The sequence below is a fragment of the Colwellia sp. 1_MG-2023 genome (assembly GCF_030546755.1).
Lineage (GTDB): Bacteria > Pseudomonadota > Gammaproteobacteria > Enterobacterales > Alteromonadaceae > Thalassotalea_H.
Window position 1 is genome coordinate 486,330 of the sequence record NZ_JAUOPE010000001.1, and the last position, 22,152, is coordinate 508,481.

Annotated in this window: 17 protein-coding genes; 3 read left to right on the forward strand and 14 right to left on the reverse strand. The window is 38.0% G+C overall.

The window, feature by feature from the left end:
• Positions 1-245 precede the first annotated feature (245 nt).
• A complete protein-coding gene (locus tag Q4493_RS02110) occupies positions 246-1,787 on the forward strand; it encodes an amidase (RefSeq protein WP_303449036.1) in 1,542 nt (513 codons plus the stop codon).
• An 81-nt stretch (positions 1,788-1,868) separates the two neighbouring features.
• Here Q4493_RS02110 and ribBA read toward each other — a convergent pair whose 3' ends face one another.
• The 11 genes from ribBA to Q4493_RS02165 all read right to left on the reverse strand — a co-directional run bounded on the left by ribBA (position 1,869) and on the right by Q4493_RS02165 (position 14,934).
• A complete protein-coding gene (gene ribBA, locus Q4493_RS02115; RefSeq protein WP_303449037.1) occupies positions 1,869-2,978 on the reverse strand; it encodes a bifunctional 3,4-dihydroxy-2-butanone-4-phosphate synthase/GTP cyclohydrolase II in 1,110 nt (369 codons plus the stop codon).
• A gap of 21 nt (positions 2,979-2,999) precedes the next feature.
• Entirely contained in the window at positions 3,000-3,662 is a 663-nt protein-coding gene (locus Q4493_RS02120; RefSeq protein ID WP_303449039.1) for a riboflavin synthase, read from the reverse strand.
• A gap of 19 nt (positions 3,663-3,681) precedes the next feature.
• Entirely contained in the window at positions 3,682-4,809 is a 1,128-nt protein-coding gene (gene ribD, locus Q4493_RS02125) for a bifunctional diaminohydroxyphosphoribosylaminopyrimidine deaminase/5-amino-6-(5-phosphoribosylamino)uracil reductase RibD (RefSeq protein WP_303449040.1), read from the reverse strand.
• 27 nt (positions 4,810-4,836) lie between these two features.
• Positions 4,837-5,292 carry a transcriptional regulator NrdR gene (gene nrdR, locus Q4493_RS02130; protein ID WP_303449042.1) on the reverse strand — a complete coding sequence of 152 codons (456 nt, stop codon included), beginning with the start codon at positions 5,290-5,292 and terminating at the stop codon, positions 4,837-4,839.
• A 135-nt stretch (positions 5,293-5,427) separates the two neighbouring features.
• Positions 5,428-6,684 carry a serine hydroxymethyltransferase gene (glyA, locus tag Q4493_RS02135; protein ID WP_303449044.1) on the reverse strand — a complete coding sequence of 419 codons (1,257 nt, stop codon included), beginning with the start codon at positions 6,682-6,684 and terminating at the stop codon, positions 5,428-5,430.
• 302 nt (positions 6,685-6,986) lie between these two features.
• Positions 6,987-7,685: a hypothetical protein gene (locus Q4493_RS02140; protein WP_303449045.1), complete on the reverse strand. Its 699-nt coding sequence runs from the start codon at positions 7,683-7,685 to the stop codon at positions 6,987-6,989.
• Complete coding sequence (locus Q4493_RS02145; RefSeq protein ID WP_303449047.1) at positions 7,685-8,329, reverse strand: RNA polymerase sigma factor; 645 nt, start codon at positions 8,327-8,329, stop codon at positions 7,685-7,687. The genes Q4493_RS02140 and Q4493_RS02145 overlap by 1 nt, the downstream gene beginning before the upstream one ends.
• Before the next feature lie 36 nt (positions 8,330-8,365).
• The gene (locus Q4493_RS02150) at positions 8,366-9,529 is read right to left on the reverse strand and encodes an ABC transporter permease (protein ID WP_303449049.1); all 1,164 of its coding nucleotides are present in this window, start codon (positions 9,527-9,529) and stop codon (positions 8,366-8,368) included.
• Positions 9,526-10,272 (reverse strand): ATP-binding cassette domain-containing protein, encoded by a 747-nt coding sequence (locus Q4493_RS02155; protein WP_303449051.1) that lies wholly within the window; start codon positions 10,270-10,272, stop codon positions 9,526-9,528. The genes Q4493_RS02150 and Q4493_RS02155 overlap by 4 nt, the downstream gene beginning before the upstream one ends.
• Positions 10,273-10,282: 10 nt before the next feature.
• Positions 10,283-11,755 (reverse strand): alpha/beta hydrolase, encoded by a 1,473-nt coding sequence (locus Q4493_RS02160; RefSeq protein WP_303449052.1) that lies wholly within the window; start codon positions 11,753-11,755, stop codon positions 10,283-10,285.
• A gap of 218 nt (positions 11,756-11,973) precedes the next feature.
• A complete protein-coding gene (locus Q4493_RS02165) occupies positions 11,974-14,934 on the reverse strand; it encodes a TonB-dependent receptor (protein ID WP_303449054.1) in 2,961 nt (986 codons plus the stop codon).
• 448 nt (positions 14,935-15,382) lie between these two features.
• On the opposite strand from Q4493_RS02165, the gene Q4493_RS02170 reads away from it, so the two are divergent.
• Both Q4493_RS02170 and Q4493_RS02175 read left to right on the forward strand, forming a co-directional pair.
• A complete protein-coding gene (locus Q4493_RS02170) occupies positions 15,383-15,601 on the forward strand; it encodes an EF-hand domain-containing protein (protein ID WP_303449056.1) in 219 nt (72 codons plus the stop codon).
• 136 nt (positions 15,602-15,737) lie between these two features.
• Positions 15,738-16,373, forward strand: a complete 636-nt coding sequence (locus tag Q4493_RS02175; protein ID WP_303449057.1) for a hemolysin III family protein — start codon at positions 15,738-15,740, stop codon at positions 16,371-16,373.
• A gap of 14 nt (positions 16,374-16,387) precedes the next feature.
• Here Q4493_RS02175 and Q4493_RS02180 read toward each other — a convergent pair whose 3' ends face one another.
• From Q4493_RS02180 to ovoA, 3 genes are all read right to left on the reverse strand, one after another.
• Entirely contained in the window at positions 16,388-18,673 is a 2,286-nt protein-coding gene (locus Q4493_RS02180; protein ID WP_303449058.1) for a carbohydrate binding family 9 domain-containing protein, read from the reverse strand.
• A 212-nt stretch (positions 18,674-18,885) separates the two neighbouring features.
• Positions 18,886-20,031: a pyridoxal phosphate-dependent aminotransferase gene (locus tag Q4493_RS02185; protein WP_303449059.1), complete on the reverse strand. Its 1,146-nt coding sequence runs from the start codon at positions 20,029-20,031 to the stop codon at positions 18,886-18,888.
• Complete coding sequence (gene ovoA / locus Q4493_RS02190; protein WP_303449061.1) at positions 20,021-22,141, reverse strand: 5-histidylcysteine sulfoxide synthase; 2,121 nt, start codon at positions 22,139-22,141, stop codon at positions 20,021-20,023. The genes Q4493_RS02185 and ovoA overlap by 11 nt, the downstream gene beginning before the upstream one ends.
• Positions 22,142-22,152: the final 11 nt, after the last annotated feature.

Here is a 22,152-nt window from a genome sequence, read left to right on the forward strand (position 1 = left end):
ATTCATGGATAAACAGATCTCTGATCCATGAATCCAAAAATAGATTTTGATGGCTTATTCGCGTTTTGTCTGTTGTCAGTTTTCTGTTATCAGTAGGCCAATGCTAATCCTATCATTCCTACAAAGTGTAAGAATAAGATTCCATATCAAATAAAGGTTTTCAGTTCTGTATCCGTATTTTCGCTAGACCTAAACCTTATCTTCACGTTATAAAAGCCATAACAGTAATCATTTGGCTCGACAATATGCACAAATTTTTTGGATTAATCTTTCTTTCACTTTTCGTTAGTAATCTTTGTTTAGCACAGGTTAATATCAATGAAAAACATACGATTAACGACCTTCATCAACAAATGAAAGCAGGTACACTTACCAGTGAGGCACTGGTTCAATTTTACCTTGCTCGTATTGATAACATTGATAAAAATAACACAAAATTAAATGCCGTTTCTCAATTAAATCAACACGCTTTAGCGCAAGCAAAATCTTTAGATGAATCATTTAAAAAGAACGGTTTTGTTGGGCCATTGCATGGTATTCCTGTGCTATTAAAAGACAATATTGACACCCTTGACGGTATGGCTAATACCGCAGGCTCTTATGCGTTAGCAAATAACTACCCTAAAAATAATGCATTTTTTGTCGAACAATTGAAAAAAGCAGGGGCAATAATTTTAGGAAAAACGAATTTAAGTGAATGGGCAAACTTTCGCTCAACTTCATCTTCAAGTGGTTGGAGCGGAATACACGGTCAAACCCTCAACCCTTATGATCTAACGACTTCTCCTTGTGGCTCAAGCTCGGGCTCAGGCGTTGCCATTGCCGCAAATTTAGCAACCGTAGCGGTGGGTACAGAAACCGACGGCTCAGTAACCTGTCCTTCAGCAATAAATGGCATAGTTGGCATTAAGCCAACATTAGGTACGGTAAGTCGTAGCGGTATTATCCCGATAGCTCATAGTCAAGACACCGCAGGCCCAATGGCTCGCACGGTAACAGATGCAGTGATACTACTTAGTGCAATGGTGGCTGAAGATAAGCAAGACTCTGATGCAATTACCTCAACCATAGATTACCTTTCACATTTAAAAAGCGATGGCTTAGCAGGCAAACGAATTGGCGTTGTTAGAAATTTAACCGGCTACCATAAAAAATTAGATGCTAAATTTGAACAAGCGATCGCAACCATGAAGGCTCAAGGCGCTATTATTATCGATAAGACAAATTTTGAAGACATGGATAAATGGGGTGAAGCTGAGTTCACCGTTTTATTATATGAATTTAAAAATGACTTAAATAAGTACTTAGCAACTACGGCAAAAGGTTTACCTAAATCATTGGCCGATATTATCGAATTCAATCAGCAAAATAAAAGTGATGAAATGCCATTTTTTGATCAAGAAATCATGATAATGGCCAATGAGAAAGGGCCTTTAGCGGATAAAGATTATCAACAAGCATTATCGTCAGCAAAAGCAATGACCCAAGCCCAAGGCATAGATAGTTTAATTAAACAGCACAACTTAGATTTACTCATAGCCCCAACCACTGGGCCAGCTTGGAAGATAGACCATATCAATGGCGATCATTATTTAGGTGCAGCTTCCAGTGCTGCGGCAATTTCAGGCTATCCGCATATTACGGTTCCAATGGGTTTTGTACACCATTTACCAGTCGGCATTTCATTTATTGGCGGTAAATTGCAAGAAGGCAAGTTGATTGAAGCAGCCTTTTCTTATGAACAAGCAACTCAACATAGAAAACCACCCTCTTTTATTCATGAATAAACGGGCAGTTAAGCTATTGTATGCTTATAAAAAAACACGAGATATCTCGTGTTTTTTTATGAGGAATAAATGACTGAAAAGTTACTCTGAAATATATTCAACCACTTCTAAGCCAAAACCTGATAATGAATGATATTTCACTTGAGAGCTTAACAAACGCATTTTCCCGACACCTAGATTAGAGAGGATTTGCGAGCCAACACCGACATTTCTTGAACCAACGTGTCGCTGCACTTCTTTCACGGTTTCGCCAGCATCTAACTTAGCGTATTTAGTCACGGTCGCAATAAGTTCTTCAGGAGATTCATGTTTACCAAGTAGCACTAACACGCCACCTTCTTGACCAATCTTTTCTAATGCATTGCCAATGGGCCATTTCGCGACACTTTCTCGTTGACTAAACAACAAATCTCGAAAAGTATTTTCTAAATGAACCCGCACCAATACTGGCTTTTCAGGGTTTATTTCACCTTTGGTTAAAGCAAAATGCGCTTGGCCATCAATAGTATCTTTAAAAACGGTTAAGTCGAATTCACCAAAAGCCGTCGGCAATTTACATTGAGATATACGCTCAATAGTGGTTTCGTTAGCGTTTCGGTATTCAATTAAATCAGCAATGGTGCCCATTTTTAAATCATGCTTTTGGGCAATAACTTCTAGGTCTGGACGACGAGCCATAGTGCCGTCTTCATTTAAAATTTCAACAATAACCGCTGCTGCTTCTAGACCCGCTAAGCGCGCTAAATCAACGCCAGCTTCCGTGTGACCGGCTCTATTTAATACCCCGCCATCTTTTGCCATTAAAGGAAAGATATGACCCGGTTGAACAATTGAGTGTTGATTAGCGTCTTTGCCAATCGCCGCAAGTACAGTAGTTGCACGATCAGCAGCCGAAATACCGGTAGTAACGCCTTCAGCAGCTTCTATTGATACGGTAAAGTTGGTAGAAAATTGCGCATCATTTTTATCAACCATTAACGGCAAGTTTAGCTTTTTACAATGTTCAACTGACATGGGCATACAAATTAAGCCACGACCATGAGTTGCCATAAAGTTAATCGCCTCAGGAGTCACTAACTCCGCAGCCATGATAAAATCGCCTTCGTTTTCACGATCTTCATCGTCCATCAAGATAACCATTTTACCTTGTTTTATATCTTCGATGATCTCTTTTGGAGAGTGTAAATTCATGATTTCCTCTTAATGTTCTTGCTAACCTTTAATAAAGCCACTTTGCATTAACAAAGCTTCGGTTACGCCAGAAGGCGCTTGTTGAGTCGTACTTTTTTTCAATAATAATCGTTCGATATAGCGAGCCATTACGTCAACTTCTATATTCACTTTACTGCCAACTTGGTAACTTGGCATTATCGTTTGTTCACTGGTATGCGGTACAATTGTCAGTCTAAACTGATCTTGCGTTAAACTGTTTACTGTTAAGCTTACACCATCGATGGTAATCGACCCTTTTTCAGCGATATATGGTGCAATCTCTTCTGGCATGCTAAGCCAATACTCAATACTGTTACCGTTTACTTTAATTGAATTAATTGTCGCTACCGCATCAACATGTCCTGAAACAATATGCCCACCAAAGCGAGTTGTCGGTAACATGGCTTTTTCTAAATTAACCTGTTGGTTAGCACTATAATGCGCAAAACCTGTACGGGTTAACGTTTCATTAGAAACATCGGCAGTAAAACTATGTTCGTCAAAAGCCACTACAGTTAAACAAATGCCGTTAGTCGCAATAGAATCACCCAGTTTAACATCACTCATGTCTAACGATTGTGTATCAACAGTAATGCGAGCGCCGTCGCCACTAATATTAACTTGTTTAATTTTGCCAACCGCTTCAATAATTCCAGTAAACATGTGATGTCTCTAATAATTGCTAGGTAAATTTTGCTGTTATTTTCAAGTCATCACCTACTAAAGTAATGTCTGAAAAGTTCAGTGATTTTGCTTGTGACAAGGTTTGCACCACAGGCATATTTAATAAGCCTTTGCCATCATGCCCCATAAGCTTGGGTGCTTGATATAACACAAGTTCATCCACCAGGTTTTGTTCAATGAATGCCCCGGCTAATGTCATGCCTGATTCAATTAAAACCTCATTATACTCTTTTTTTGCTAAGGTATTTAGCAAGATGGTTAAATCAACGTACTCGCTATTTAACGCTTTTGGCAAGATAACTTCTTCTACAAAATGAGGCCATTGATGGCTATTTTCAATACTCGTTCTGATTAATAGTATCGGCGACTCGACAGAGAAAAAGGCTAATTCAGGCGTTAAGCGATTTTTAGTATCAATAACAACACGCACTGGTTGTCTAATGGCTTCTTCGCGATAATGTAACTGTGCATCACCTAACTCTGACCATCGTACATTCATACGAGCATTGTCTATTAATATAGAGTCGGCTCCGGTAATAATGGCACAACTTTGTGCTCTAAGTTTTTGTACATCTTGGCGCGCGGCTTTTGAGGTGATCCATTGACTTTCACCATTCGCCATTGCGGTTTTCCCATCAAGGCTTGCTGCCAGTTTACAACGAACATAGGGAAAACCTAGTGTCATTCTGTTAATAAAACCCACATTTAATGTTTTAGCATCTTGTTCAAGTAAACCAGATTGAGTTTCAATGCCTGCTTGTGCAAGCATAGCTAATCCTCGACCAGAAACATTAGGGTTTGGATCAACCATAGCGGCGATAACTTTACTAACGCCAGCATCAATCAAAGCTTGTGCACAAGGCGGTGTGCGACCAAAATGAGAGCAAGGCTCTAACGTTACATAAGCCGTAGCACCTTTGGCATTTTCACCCGCCATCGCTAACGCATGCACTTCAGCATGGCCTTGCCCTGCTTTCTCATGAAAGCCTTCACCGACCATCTGGCCATCTTTTACAATCACACAACCCACTCTGGGATTTGGCGATGTTGTATAAATTCCGCGTTCAGCTAATCGAATCGCTTGCGCCATAAATTGATGATCTAAGGGAGTAAATGCATGCTTCATAAGGTGCTATTTTGTCGCGTCAACCGGTTATTTATCACTACCGAGTCGGGCAATTTCTTCACCAAACTCTTTCACGTCTTCAAAAGAACGATACACAGAGGCAAAACGTACATAGGCCACTTTATCGAGTTCTTTTAGTTGTCCCATAATAATATTGCCTAACAGCTCACTGCTAATTTCTCGCTCGCCTGTTGCCCGCATTTGCGACTTCACTTTATTGATAGAAAGTTCAACTTGCTCAACACTTACAGGACGTTTTTCTAAAGCACGCACTAAACCACTGCGCATTTTGTCCTCATTGAACGGCTCTCTTGAACCATCACGTTTGATGATACGAGGCATCACCAATTCTGCTGATTCAAACGTGGTAAAACGCTCTTGGCAAGCGACACATTCACGACGACGTCGAATTTGATGTCCGTCGGCCACAAGGCGAGAATCAATTACTTTAGTATCGTTAGCCGAGCAAAATGGGCAAAACATGAAACGCTCCAAAAATTTTATTACAGCGCAAAAATAACAATGGCCGCTAAGGCGGCCATTTTAATCTAAATGCATTGATAATAAAAACGTTAATAACAATTAAGCTTATTATCAATCAATACGCCAAACGACGTACTATTTATAAACAGGGAAACGTGAACATAATTCTTTAACGTTTTCTTGTACTTTTACAATAGTTTCTTCGTTATTGATATCGTCTAAAATATCACAAATCCAACCGGTTAATGCTTTGGTTTCTTCAAGGCCAAATCCACGACGCGTAATTGCCGGAGTGCCTAAACGTAAACCAGAAGTAACAAATGGAGAACGAGGATCATTTGGTACTGAGTTTTTATTTACGGTAATATGAGCACGACCTAAAGCAGCATCAGCATCTTTACCAGTAATATCTTTGTCAATTAAATCAAGTAATAATAAGTGGTTTTCTGTGCCATTTGACACAACTTTATAACCACGTTCTTGAAGTACCGCAACCATAGCTTTGGCATTGTCTAACACGTTTTGCTGATAAACTTTAAACTCAGGTGCTAAGGCTTCTTTAAATGCTACCGCTTTAGCTGCGATGATGTGCATTAAAGGACCACCTTGACCACCAGGAAAAACAGCGCTGTTTAATTTTTTATAAACATCTTCGTCATCACAGCCAGAAATAATTAAACCACCACGAGGGCCGGCTAATGTTTTATGCGTTGTTGTAGTAACCACGTGAGCGTGAGGAACTGGGTTCGGGTATAAACCTGCAGCAATTAAACCAGCAACATGAGCCATATCAACGAAGAAGTAAGCGCCAACTTTGTCAGCGATTTTACGCATACGTGCCCAATCAACAACACCAGAAAACGCAGAGAAACCACCAATGATCATTTCTGGTTTGTGTTCTTCAGCTAAAGCTTCAAGTTCTTCGTAATTGATATCACCTGTTTCTGGGTGAAGGCCATATTGAAATGCTTCATAAGATTTGCCAGAGAAGTTAACGTGAGAACCGTGTGTTAAGTGACCACCATGAGCAAGACTCATACCTAATACTTTTCCACCCGGCTTAACTAATGCTTGGAAAACAGCAGCATTTGCTTGTGAACCAGCATGTGGCTGAACGTTCGCATAAGTTGCACCAAATAATTCTTTAGCACGATCGATAGCTAATTGCTCTGCAACATCAACATATTCACAACCGCCGTAATAACGCTTTCCAGGGTAACCTTCAGCATACTTATTGGTTAATTGTGAACCTTGAGCTTCTAACACTCGTGGGCTACAGTAGTTTTCTGAAGCGATTAGCTCAATGTGTTCTTCTTGACGCACCACTTCACTACTCATTGCCTGATATAATTCAGGGTCAAAATCAGCAATATTCATATCACGTGTAAACATATTTTTTCCTCAAGTAATGAGCCAGCAGCTAAACCAACAGGCTATCTTGTTAAGTTCAATTTTAATGCCGCACATTCTGCCCTAAAGAGGCTCATTTGTACATGTAAAAACCCACTTGAATTAGCTCATTTTGTACTGAGCTATTCCAGTGAGTATTGTTTAAAATGCGGTTAAAGATTTTAATGACGAAATCTAATTCGTCTTGAGGATAATATATCGAATAAAAAACCAAAGAACAACAAATAAAACACGGTTAAAAATTGTAATTCCGAATTAAAGTTAACTTTATCAACACTAATCCGTTATAAGTTTGAAATTTTATCGTTAAGTTCTTTAAACTCTTTTTTACGTTTTCGATGAATTAACTCGGTGATTAAAAACATCACAGCAATAAACACATTGATGAATATCAATGCTGCTAACATAGGTTTATTACCTTCAGATCCTACAGAATAAACAAACCAGTTTGCTAATACACCAAAAGGAATACATGACCACTTAGTTAACGACATGTATTTCATAGAAGATTCACAGCCTGCTAAGGCATTTTCAAGGGCTTGATCTGGGCTGTCACTGATTTGACGCCATGTTTTTGCGCGGATTTTCATTTCATAATAAACAAAGATCAGTGACATAAAGGCGCCGCCGCCTAAATATGTATTCCATGGTGTACCAAATTCATCTTCAAACAAACCATAAACAAATGCGATAAATAAGCCTACGGTTGCAACAACATTTAAACCAAAACAAGTTTTTGCCCAAGCGGTGCGGCGTTTCGTTTGCTTTAACAATGCTTGCATATCTGTTTTTTCAACCGGTTGTGATTGCCAGTCTTGCGTTAAACTTTGCCATTGCTCATCTAAAATTTCAGTTTCATCAGAGGTATTGGTATCGACAACAATATTGTCATGAGCTTCATCTGTAACAGTTAAATCAACTTGCTCCGTTAAAGGCGATTGAGTTGCTTTGTCTATATTTAGCGATGATTTAATTTCTTTCATTACGACTCCAATAACTGCGTTAACGCTTTTTTAGCCCGCTGTAACCTTACGCCGACAAGATTAGTGGTAATAGATAAAACCTCGGCTATTTCTTGATAACTCATGCCCTCTAAAGCTAAAGTGATCACTTGTTGCTGGTCAAGCTTCAATTGACGAATAGCCTGAGCTAAACGTTGTTGTCGCTGCTTTTGATCAAGTGATTGAAAAGGGGTAGGTTGTGTTAAGTCTTGTTCAGCTTCCATTGGCACAGCAGCTAATTCTTTATCCGCTTTTACCGTGCGAACTGATTTTGCCACATGCGTTGCTAAAACATTGTGGGCAATGCGAGCAATAAAGGTTTTAACCGCAGAGTCATGCCTAAATTTTGGTAGTGCTCGCCAGACATTTAACGCGATTTCTTGAAAAAGCTCGTCTTGAATGGCCGGTTTGGCTTCAAAACCTGTAATGATATGGCGAAGCAATTTTTCATGCTCCGACATCCAATCAGTAAAAATTTCTTGCGGGTTTTTTACCTGCTGATCTTGAACTTTTCCGCTATCGGCTTGTTGGTTAATAAATTGATTCAATGAATAACTCGCATCATGAGTGAATGTCGTTTTAAAACGATCTTGCTGTTGTCCCATGAATTCTACCGAGTTATTCATATTTAACAATTAATTTACAAACCTTTCTTGATAAATTTAACTTAACGACATGACAACTTTTTCAGACGTCAGTTTTTTCGCTAAGGTTATAACCAGCCCAGCGGTCAAAGCAAGGGTTGCAGCACTCGTTACTATAAGTACCATCCAATCAACCGGTAAACCTTTAAAAATATCTTCCATTAATAATGATTGACCAGAAATTGGCATCCATTCAGTCCAAGCCGGTTTATCGTCCATCATCATCATTGCCATTGGCACAAAACTCGGCAACATAATTAACATAGTGACTGTCGATTGTGCTTCTTTAAATGTTTTGGCTTGAAAAGCAAAGAACAATTGTAATGACGATGCTAAAAAGCAAATAGGGATCAATAACAAGATTAACGTCACAGTTGTCATCATATCAATATTAAACGTTGCGCCAATTTTAGCTAAGTCGACAAAATTCATTGAGAATGAGGTTAACGTTAGCATAAGTGTTATCGAGATTATCGCGATAATGCTTGAACAAAATAGCTTAGCTAGGACAATTTTTACCGTACTAACTGGCTGACATAGCAACATTTCTAAAACATTGCGTTCACGCTCTCCGGCACTTGAATCAATTGAAATGGATAAACCAGACATAAATGCCCCCATCATCAAGTACATCCCTAAAACTAGTGAAATCATCACTGCATTACTGGTGGGTAATGACGTATCTTGTTCTTGAAGGTTAACTGGTTGCAGTAATTTTACATCAATACCCCGAACAAGTAGGCGTTTAAAACCTATAGAACGAGAATAATCGCGTACTACATCTTTAATTCTACGTATAGGAGATGCTAAAGATTTCTCCCCGTATTCAGCGCGTAAAATGATTTCAATAGGGACGCCGTCACTCATGTCTTGGGCAAAAGTATCTGGGATGATAAAATCAATATTACGCTCATTCCAATTACGTTGTTCATCTTCTGGCACATCTTTAAACGAAAATATATTGGCATCTTTAAACGCTTTAATTAATTTAGGCGCGTATTCTTCACCAGTAAATTTTACATAAATAGGTGGGTTATCAACCGCTTCTTTGATCATCACTTTTGACATCACCATGATCATTATCGGTAATAAAATCCCCATGCTTAATGCCACCATTAAAGCACGTTTATCGCGAAAGGCTTCTTTTAACTCTTTAAACAGTAATGCTTTAAACTGGATCATGCTGCCACTCCTTCATCTGAACCAATCAATTTAACAAAGGCTTCTTCTAATTGTGTTTCACCTGCTAAATCACATAATTCTTGCGGAGTGCCCTGCGCCGCTAATTTGCCATTGGCAACAATAATCACCCGATCACACAATGCTGCAACTTCTTGCATCACATGTGAAGAAAATAAAATGCAATGACCTTTGGCTTTAAATTTACTTAAGTAGTTTCTTAATACTCGAGTACTCATAACATCTAAACCACGAGTAGGCTCATCTAAAACAAAGTTTTGCGGTTGATGAACAAGCGCTTGCGCTAACGTAACTTTCATTCGTTGACCTTGAGAAAAACCAGCGGTTTTACGGTGGGCTAATTCATGCATATCTAAATCTGTCAAAACAGATTCAATCGCTTGTTTTTTAGCTTGCCCTGTTAAGCCATGTAAGCTAGCAAAATAATCAATTTGTTCATAAGCAGTTAAGCGTTCATATAAGCCGAATTTATCAGGAAAGATACCTAACTTTGCTCGTGCCGCTAAGGGATTTTCAGTGACGTGAATTCCATCAATAGTGGCAAAACCTTCATCCGCAGAAAGCAAACCATACAAGGTACGTAAACACGTTGTTTTTCCTGCGCCATTTGGGCCGAGTATTCCGGTAATTTCACCATCTTTTGCTTGAAACGATAAACCGTCTAGGGCTTTAACTGTGTGTTTTTTCGAGCTAAAGCTTTTATGTAAATTATTTACTTCAATCATAATTATCTCCCTATATCCCGCCGTTTAAGCCAGTCATAAATGACTCTGCAGGTATTTCATCTAAACAAGATTCATCCAAGTCATTTGGATCTTTTTTATTTAAAAATTCATTAATTACGTTAATTGCGCATCCTGATACAGCAGGTGTATGGCTACTGTGTTTCATAATAATGTGCTTACTATTCGGTAGTGTTTTATTTGAATATTCACCATTACTAGGTGGCGTAACTGGGTCTAATTCACCAGAAATTATCAAGGTTGGAATATCGGCAGTAACGGGATTATAAAAATCTTCACTTGGACGGTATTGTGGCCACAATGGACAAGCCGTTTGCCAAGCGACATGACTCAAATTGCCGTTAAAATTGTTATCAGAATCCGCCTTGATCATTTCTTGTGTCACTTTTGGCATATCTTCATTACAAACAATATTAAATGTTAAGCCCACATACATACCCATACCGCCTTCGCTCATTGCCGTTAAACCAACAAAAGGTGAAAAATTTCCTAATGAAGCTTGATGAATTATCAACGGCACTAAAGAACGTCCTTCAATGCTATATAACTGCATAAAAATAGCGGAAATAAATTTACTTTTATTAACCACTAACGGGGTTTGCGTACCTAAACGTGGATGTGGAATATTGATAGATACGGGTGTCTCATCTAAGGTAGCAATGACTTGTTTAAACTCATTGGCTAAATTGGGATAGGCTTGCTGACAACTTGCTTCTTTCTGACAGTTTTCTAGCAACATTGAAAAAGAACGTTCAGCACTTTTACCAAATAACCCAATTGGCACTTCAATCGGGCCTACACTATCTAACACCACACTGCTTAACGATTCAGGAAATAAACGCATGTAGACTAAACCTGCTCTAGTGCCATATGACCCACCATAAATAGCAATTTTGTCATGATTAAGGGCTGCGCGTACTGCGTCAAAATCTCGAATAGCATTCTCAGAATTATACTGGCTTAAATCACCAGTAAAGGTTGCTAAACAGTCTTTCACATCTTGAGCAGTAAAATCTTCGGGGATAGAGCTATAAACATCTTGCTCGATATTGTCATCACATTGTAAAGGGTGTGATTCTCCCGTACCACGTTGGTCAACTAATATTAATGCGCGAGACTTTCTCACTTCATTAAAAGCTTTATATAGACCACCGGCAAGGCTAACTGCAGCTTGTCCAGGACCACCAGCTAGAAACATTAATGGTTCTTTATTTTGGCTTTTATCAATAGCGGGTAAAACGGCAAAATTGATGGTAATTTTTTCACCATCAGGTTTAGCATAATTCTCAGGAACGAGTAATTTGCCACATTGTATTTGTTGTTTTATCCCTTCGACGTGGCAATCTTTCAGGGTTAAGTTAGATTCATTAGCAACAACCGCACTGTGAACAGACAGTAAACCAAATGCAATAAAGCCTTTGACTGCCATCGTTAATGCGATAATACTTTTCCGATATATTTTCATTTTATCCTTCCTTTTAAAATGTCCCTTACTTAGTCTGCCGATAAATAAATTTATTACAGTTTTTTATTCATAATTGTAAAAAACTTATTATTATTTCATACATGTCGCTTGGAAAGCGGGCATGACAGTCACTATGAGCCTCATTCACTTTTAATAATCAAAAACAAAAAAGCCGCTGTGGGAGAACAGCGGCTGATATTGAGTAAAATTATTGTCGTTTAAAAATCATAACGAAGCGATAATTTCACATAACGAGGCGTTTGAAAATCATCAGCGTAACCAAATCTAGGGTTATTAGTGCCGCTATCAAATTCAGATTGTTCATCAACACCTTCAATACCATCCATATTAAAGACATTGAAAACATTCATTTTAAAGGTTAATAGCCCTGCGTCTTCTAGGTCAACACGATAGGTTAAATTTAAGTCTAAGTTGTAAACCCACTCAGTGGTACCTAAACTTCCTCGAGCAGTTGCGACACCATCATTATAAAATGAAGCAGCGCCGTACCAATCGCGTCCATAACACACACCATCAACTGAAATAGCTGTTACACAGTAACCGTCGTCTTCAGGATGAACACCAAAGGCGCTCTTTGGTTTACCTGATTTTGCCCAAAAGTTATAACCAACGCTAAAATCTTCTGTAACATTATAAATACCATAAGATTTAATGTTATGACGACGATCATTAGGTAAATTACCATAGCCATTATCCATTAACTCAGGGTAATCAAATGAGGTTGTCCAACCAGGATCCGCTTGCCCATTATCAGAACGCACCAGCCCTTCGGTATTACCATAACTATGCGACCAGGTATAAGAAGCGGCAATAAAAAAGTCCGCTGTTACATAACCTGAAACATTAAATTCTGCCGCATAATATTGACGTTTAGAGTCTGGAAAACCAAGCATATCCGCATTTACCGTGACACTCTCTTTGGTTCCGTCACCATCAACATCATAAGACATAGTCACATCGCGACCAGGATTAGTTAACGTTGGAAACCAACCGCCGACCAAGTAGTCGTTTAGGTTAGGATCGTTGGCATAATTCTCTTTTATCCATTGATTCATACCATAGTTAAACGAAATATCTTCAATTGATTGTTTTAGTTCACGAGAAACTAAACGCACACCCGCCGCCCAATCATCATTTATTTGTTGCTCATAACCAATGACAATTTCATCTGAATACATAGATTCAGCTTGGTTATTAAAGAGTTGATCAGCATCTGGTACTGTACCATCAGCCACAATATCGGTACGTAATTCTTCACCCAATTGCGGCGTGCCATCAGCATTAACGCCATTCAAACGATAAATATGATGAATATCATAAGCGGCTGATGCCATGCGAACATTGGTATTCGGTGAAACTGGTTGGAAATAACGACCATATGAACCATAAAGTTTACTTGATCCATCCCCCATTAAATCATAAGTAAAGCCAAGGCGTGGCGCTATTTGATCTTTTAAATCAACATATTTATCACCAGAGCCTGTGGTATTACTAAATTCACTAGCGCGAACACCTAAGTTAAGTACAAGTTGATCATTCACTTCCCAAGTATCAGTAAGGTAGATAGCATTTGATTGATTTTCAGTTTCACTTTCTTTACCCCAGATACGCAAGTCAGCATACTCTTCGCCGGCTAAAATTGGTAAACCAGCTGCGCCATCTTCGGCTGCGCGATAATAGTCGTACCAACCGTCACCATGGGGTTCATAATAATCTGAGATTTCCAATGTTTCATGGTCAAAGCCAAAACGAAAGGTATGATCACCCATGACATAGTCAAAATCGACTCGATATACTTTACGCATATCTTTAGTAGAACTATCACCACTGCCAACCCAATCACCTAAAGGAACCCAGTAACCATCGCGATTATCCCATATTCTTGATAACTCAGGTGTTCCAGAAGGGACACCTGTTTCATTTTCAACATGGCCATACATAGCTGAAACGGTAAAGTCATCGGTTAAGTAGCCGGTATACTGTACGTTCCAAACCAAGCCGCCATCTTTACCTAAAGTTTCGCCCGGCTCATCAGACTTATTAAAGTTACCATCTGAATCTTTACGCCACTCATTAGATTGATAGGTCGCACCATTATCAAATGCCATGGCACTTATTGAGTGATTTTCGTTGATTTCCCAATCTAACTTGGCAAACCACATGTCTCGTTCCCACTCACTTTCGGTATAGTTAGTATCACTATCACTTGAGCCATCACCGCTTTGAGGGTTATATAAGCCATAAAAGAACAAGGTATCTTCAATGATCGCGCCGCTTGCCCATAAGTTGATTTCTTTTTCATCATAATTGGTGGTATCGCTACGGATCATTTTTCCTTCATTATTAATCCAAGGATAAGGTTCACGTAACGACTGAGGTTCAATTTCAATTTTTCCACCAAAGCTCCATTCGTTATCACCAGACTTTGATACTAAATTCACCACACCACCGATAAAGCGACCGTACTCTGGCGAGACACCACCTGTGATAACTTCTGTTTGTTGAATGGCTTGCCATGGCAGTTCAATGTCTCCCATGCCTTTTCGGACATCAGTAATATTTAAACCATTGAGCATGTAACCATTTTCAGCCACTGAAGAGCCACCAATAGCAACACCACCAAATGATGCATCGCCACCAACGGTGCCTGGCGCTAACATAGCAATGGCAGAAGAGTTTAGTTCAACGGGCAATAAATTTAGTCTTTCCGTTGAAATAACTTGTGATGCTTGTGTTGAGCTTGTATCGATTTGGCTAATTCTTGCCCCTGATACCTCGATTCTTTCAATATTTGATGTATCTGCCATAGTTGCATCAAACACTAAGCCTGCAACATTAATATTGACATGTTCTTCACTTACCGTACCAAAACCTTCTTTAGTTACCGTAATTGTGTAATTTCCGATTGGTAAACCTTTTAGCGAGAAATCACCTTTTTCAGTCGTGGTAGTCGTTCTAACGATCCCTTTACCTTCATGCCTGATGGTAATAACAACATTATTTAAATCTGTTCCTGCTACTGACTCAATATGCCCATGAATTGACGCCTTACCATCAGTTGCTAGAACGCTTGGTGAGCTAAATGCAATTGCGGCACCGACAGCAAGTGCAGCAATTGTTTTACGTGGCTGAAAACCACTTTTATTTTTTTGAAACATTGTGAAACCCTTTTATGCAAGTTTTATATTTTTTGCTGTTATTTACAGCTTATTCTTATTAGCACCAATAGATTGTATACAATATATTGGATCCTTAGTGTATTGAACAAAAAGTCGACATTCAATGACTAATTTCAAATATTTACTTACATTTATTTAACAATCTTGAAAATCAAATAGTTACAATGAAAAAAATTTACTTTCCGGTTTAAATTTCACTTTAATTGAGATATAGAAATTAAATTTGATGTTTCCCCGTATAAATCAAATATTGATTTTTTAAATTGTTTTAGCAAAACAGTTAAAACTTGTTCGAATAACAATCTAAAAAGCGATAAACCATGCAAAATCACGCGATAAACATTAAAAAAAAGAATTAATCATTCACAACACCTTCATTTAGCGATAAAGTCTTAGTTAAGATGTATTTTTAATTTAAGGATTCTTGATGGAACTTAATCAGTGGGTAGATGAGCTTTTTGAAGTATTTGATGTAGATAAAGACGGCGTCATTAACCGCAGTGAATTTGTTGAATTGATTGATTGTTTACTTCAAGACAAAGGCATTCGTATGTGCGAATCAATCTTCAAACGATTTGATACTAACCATGATAATTCGATCTCTAAAGAAGAATTAAAAGAAATGGTTATTGAACTCGCGCTATAGCCAAATTTAATTTTTATTCGTGATAACTTCTTGGAAAAGAGCCTTAATGGCTCTTTTTTAATCTGGTCTAACCTCTTTTTATCTGAGTCATACTCTGCTATTATTTCAGCTTACACATGTTAGCTGAAATAATAAGATGCCTTTATCCCCCCAATATAGTCTTGCTGAAGAAATAGCGAATGCGGTAAGTCATGGCATTGGAGCTTTGTTAAGTGTTGCCGGACTCACCTTACTTTTAACCTATGCAGTACAACAACAAGACCTAATGCGTATTATCAGTTTTACAATTTACAGCGCAAGTTTAGTGATATTATTTTTAGCATCCACGCTTTATCACGCAATAGTTTCTCCAAAAGCAAAACACCTCTTTAAACTATTCGATCATTGCGCGATATATTTATTAATTGCTGGTACTTATACCCCACTGATGTTGATCACTCTTAATGATCGACTAGGTTTTATTATGTTAACCATAATATGGCTATTAGCTTTTGCGGGGATTTTTTACAAAATTTTCTGTAAAAATCAAAATAAAGCGCTATCTGTCGCCAGTTATCTTGGACTTGGCTTTGTTTCGATATTTTGTCTTCAACAAATAGCCAATGCTATTGATACTAATGGTTTAACTCTACTTTGTTTAGGAGGTGGGTTTTATGCCTTTGGGGTGATTTTTTACGTGAATCATAAAATTCCTTTTAACCATGCAATTTGGCACCTGTTTGTTTTAGCAGGTGCCGCCTGTCATTATTTTATGATGTGGCTATATGTGTAATTAACAATACAAAGTTACAACTGCCATGCATAACTAAATTTTGTAAAAATAGTACGCTGATCTCGCGCTAAACTATCTAAGTTATCATCTTGATAGCCACCATCTGAATAACCAATAAAGAATAAAGTTTGCGGGTTAATTTTATAAGAATAGATAAGTTGACTAGAGAAATACCTACTATTTCTATCGGGTCTATCTTCAATATCATCGTATATATACAAATCTGGATCTCGTTCAATATCAGTATATTGCACTACAAACTTTAAGATACTGCGCATATCGAATTGATACCCTATTCGTAAGTCTGTTTGATGAGCGGTATAAATACGATCATCATTCACCTCTAGTTGGCTGTAACTATAATTTAAATCAATTTTTATATGCTCATTAACATCCCATTCTATATATGGGTCAACATCAAAAACGTCACCTAACCGGGTATTAGCAAAATCAATTTGTTTACCAAAACGATAAAAAGCCCCTAACTCAATGTTTCTACGAGGTCTAAATCGGGCAAATTGCATAAATTGAGTTTCATCAAACATCTCACCGTCATACAGTCGTTTGCGATGGACTATGCCAAAGTTAGAATAAAACTGCTTCTTGCCTTGTAAATTACCATGTATCTCGTACTCTTCTTCGAGCATATTGCCGTCTTGGTCATAGGTTTTATCCCAGTCGCCAAAATACCCCCAACGAGTAAAAGTATCGTCTTCGTCGCCGTAATAATATCGGTTACCGCCAAGCACAACACGCTCGATGTTAGAACGAGTTTCAAAACCTAAATCTGCACGGAAATCTTCACCAATATTGCTATAATCCGCTCTTAAATTATAATCGCGGGTACTATGTGAGTAGTTAATACTTAACGCTTGATCACTCTGTTTTTTGTTAACTTCAAACTCTTCAACCACTGACTCAGGGTTATCGGTTTCTGAACGTGCTACTTGATAACTAATTTTATCCTTTTGACTTATCCAATAAGTGCCATCCACCGATACTAAAGTATTGTTATAATGACTCGCTTGGCGATGCGTCATCAAAACGCCAATATTATTTCTCTCACCAACATCTACTTTATATCGAGCAATAGCAACTTCTGATTTTTCATCTAATGTCGCAATATCAGATCCTTGATTTCCCGGCATTAAAAATGAAGTATTGTTGTCATTTGCTAACATCACGCCATAACTATGATCATTCGTTTTACCCGTTACTTTGGCGCCAACATCAGGTTCAGCAATGTTACGAGTATGAACAAAATTGAAATTAGTGGTATCAAAATATGAAGCACCATCTAAAAAGAAAGGTCGTTTTTCTGGAAAAAATAAGGAGTAAGTATTGTTAACATCTAACTGTCCTGCATCTGCTTCAACTTGTGAAAAATCAGGGTTGATAGTGGCATTTAAAACAATATCTTGAGTGATCCCCCAACGAATATCTAAACCAGGTTCTGCATCAACACTTCCCGATTGCCAATCACCTGGAACCTCTGGCTTTTCATCTTGCTTTGATAGTGTAAGTGTAGGAGTTAATTGAAAATTATTACCTGCTTTAATATTTTGCAATCCAACAAGTTGTTGAAATTGACACAAGTTACATTTGATATTTCTATCACGTTTATAAGTTGCCATTTGGATGCGTACATCACGCGGATAATTTCGCCAACCGGCAACATTCCATACTTGCTCTTTTTCTGTTTCTGCAAAACGTAAAGAGCTGAACGGAATACTCATCTCCACAACATAACCAAAGTCGGTTATTTGTCCGGCGCTATCCCAGATTGCATCCCAAGAATCGTCTTCATTCCAACCGTCGGTATCATCCATTTTCATATCCGCTTGAGCGCCTAACGGATTAACGAAGAACTCATACGCACCACGTTCGTCGTTAAAGGTATCAATGATAATACCAACATTGTCATCAGCCCAAAGCGCATCACGATCCCGTAATGAAGCTCGAATAAGTTCTGGATTCGGATCATATGCTTTGAAAGCTACATTTAGAGATTTACCATCTTGATAAAAATACACCTCAGTCTTAACCGGAGCAGGTATACCTTCTCCAGGGTTATTTTCGTAAGACAGCATCATTTTTGTCGCATTTTTCCATGACGGCTCATCTAAAACACCATCAAGGGTAATGGACTGGCTTATTTCAGCAAGTACTTGACTATTACATTGTATTTGTTGCGAAAAAGCATAATTAATGTTCGCTATCATAGTAAGCACAAACACAAACATAGACTTGAATAAATGCCATGAAGGCTTTAATTTTTTAAACTGAATGCGTAAAGGCATGGTTAAGTTCACTTTTTTATTATTATTAATGACAAGGTAACTAAAGGTATTGTCGCTTGAAACGATGAAATAGTTTATTGGTAAATGTAACAAAATATTTAAATGATGTTTAATTTGAATAAAATTATAACTTATTGATTCGTAGTATATACACCTTAGTACGAAAGAACAGGTAGTTAATATATGACTCTTAAAGGTGTATGGAGCTTTTTTTATGAACTTACATATTCGTCAAGCTTAGTTAATAAAAATTTAAAATTATTTTTTCCTAATCCTAACCTAAAATACTGACCTGCTTGACCAAATAAGCATGCCGGTAACACTAAAAGTCCTGTCTGTTCCGCTAAACCTCTCGCCCACAGCTCTATCGGTTGCTCTGTATTTACTTCAACCAAACTCAACAAACCAGCTTGCGGTGGATGCCATTGAAATATGTCAGAATGTGTCTGAATAAATGCATTAAAGTGTTCAATATTGGTTTTTATTATTTGATTATTTAAGGCGATAATTTTCTCGCTTTGCTGTAATGCGATTTCCGCTAATCGTTCATCAATTGCCGAACAACAAATAGAACTTAAACTCTTAATCGCCAATAATTGCTTTAAAATAGCTTTATTTTGACTTACCACCCAGCCAATGCGAATACCGGCTAAACCAAAACTTTTTGACATTACAGACACGACGATTGCTTTATCATAATCTAAAAACCGATGCGATAAAGCCAAGTTATTATAGTTACTGGCCTGTGAAACATCGTCAGCAAGTAAATAACAATCATATGCTTTTGCTAATAATAAAATTTGCTCAGCTAAATCGCTATCGATAATACTTCCCGTTGGATTATGCGGCGAATTAATCACGATTAATTTAGTTTTTTTACTGATTCGTGCTTTGACATCCTCAATATTAAACTGCCAATTTTTCAATGCTGACAACTCAATTGGTTTAACAATACAACCTGACTTTTCAGCCATGTTAGACAACGAAGGATAATTTGGCGTTACCACAATAATTTCATCATCAGGTTGTAATAAACATTGATAAATAGCAGACAATGCCTCTTGCGCGCCGCAAAAAGTCAGTACGTTATCTTCGTTCAAAGGGCATTGATGATGATTTAATTGATGATGAAAATTAACAATAGCGGTACGTAATGGAGCGCTGCCTTTTAAAGGCGCATAAGTAAGCTCAAGCGCATTAAGTTTATCAAAACCATTTGCTGACATTTGCACTAACTGCTCTAACGTTAAGCTATGTGCAGTTGAGTCACTTAAACTCCCTTCAATTGGACAGCTTAATGATTGAGTAAATTGTATATGAGCTGGTAACTCACGTTGAATGAGGAGTTTACTCGCCATTTTTTAACTGCCACACAGATATCATAATACTATTTTGTTGATTTTGATGAGCATTAATTGCAACGGTTTGTTGAAGTGTTGTTGTGGTTTCTAAGGTAAAATTAGGCAGTAATAATTGTGATATGCCATCAAATACGGTGACATTTTCACCATTCACTTTAATGCCACCCAACCATTTATCTTTTGGAGTAATATCTTCATTAAAAATATTACTCGTCGCTACAATCAATAAACCCACTTTATTTAGCCGTTGATGAATATTTGCTAACACCGCCTTAGGATCATAACTTTGCTCTAACACATGCTGTAATAATATGACGTCGTAACCTTGAAAGATGGGTTTTAAATTAACAGCATCGCCTTGAGAAAAATGGACATTACTTCGATAATCTTTCACATATTGCGCCAACGAAACTTCGTTAAAGTTGACAATATCTCCTTCGAAAATCGTTTGAAAACGCACATTTTCACTATTTTGCAGTTTCACCCCATATTGTATAAATCGAGCTGAGAAATCAACAGCGTCAATTTGCTCAAACAACGTTGATAATTCAAATGCCGTTCGACCAACTGAACAACCTAAGTTGAGTAATTTATTCGTGGTGAGCTTCTCAAAAAACTCACCACAAACAACTTGAACAAGCTTCGCCAGCTCAACAGAAAAATTAGCGCCTGGTGTTTGTCCATTTGGATAATGGCTTGCCAATTGCTGACAAATAACATCATCCGTTTCGATAAGATTAACCGGAGTCATAGGAACTTCAGCTTGGTCATTTTCAACATATCGAAATCCAGCATGTTGGAAAAAATGACGACGAAACGCATATCGTGATGACTTGATGGTTTCGTTGCCGGTAGAAATCCAAGAGCCTCCTTTGATTAAATTATGCTGACCATCAAAAGTGGGCGTTGAAAAATCATCGTACAACGGATGCACTTTAAAACCATTAAAACCATCAATCGCTGACTCAGTCCACTGCCAAACATTACCAATCACATCATAAAATTCTTGATGTTCAAACCTATCAATGGGACAAGATGAGGCATAATGCGCTAAATTAATATTACTAGGAGAGCCAACTATTGAGGGTGCAACCTGCTCTCTTAAACAATACCACTGGGCTTCTGTCGGCAAACGAATATAACCTTGTGTTTGCTTGCTTTTCCACTGACAAAAAGCACTCGCTTCAAGGTGATTGACTTCGACTGGCCAATTCAATGGTAAGGGGATTTCTGCAAGCAAATTTCGTTGCCAATAGTCATTGCCACGTTTTAGCCAAAACCTCGGCATTTTCGCTTGAGTGAAACTAAGCCACTGTTGACCTTCTTCAGTCCAATATTCTGCGTTTTGATATCCACCCGCTTCAACAAATTGCAAATACTCTTGATTAGACACCAAGTATTTACTGGCTTTAAATGATGATATCTCAATCGTTAACTGACCATACTCATTATCCCAACCATAAGTATAATCATCGTTTGCTTTACCTAATGTTACCGTTTGACCTGACACCATCAGTAAATCATTTTCAGGCGCTTCATGTGAATCTGAGCAAGCTTGCCAATAGCTGCTGTTCGATAAGTATTGTATTGGCAACATCCGCATGATCACTGAAGACGTTTCCAAATGAATACGTTCATGTTCACACCCCATCAATATCACCCAAGCCAAAGAGTCTTGGCTGATTGGTAACACCAACGGCATGTCATCAATTAATTGATTTACTAATGCGAAAACTTGCTGACGATACGTTTTTACCTCAGATAAACTAGGCCATTGGTAGTGGTTGCTATCCAAATCATCCCAGCTCATCTCATCAACACCAACTGCGCATACGGCTTCTAACTTTTCATTCAGACGTGACGAGATATATTTACCAAGCATTAACTTGTTGATAAAAAATGTGGCGGTATGGCCATAATAAAAGATTAATGGATGGCGTAAGCGTTCAGGCCTTAAATAATAAGCAGCTTCATCATTTATTAAGGCAAATAACGACTCATAACTTTGCCAAGTATTAGCAAAATAGTTTTTTAATTCTACCCTCTTTTGTTCAGCGTCTTCACCAATTAATAACGGTGTTGTCAGTTGCTTTAATGTGCTTTTCATAAAATTTTTGT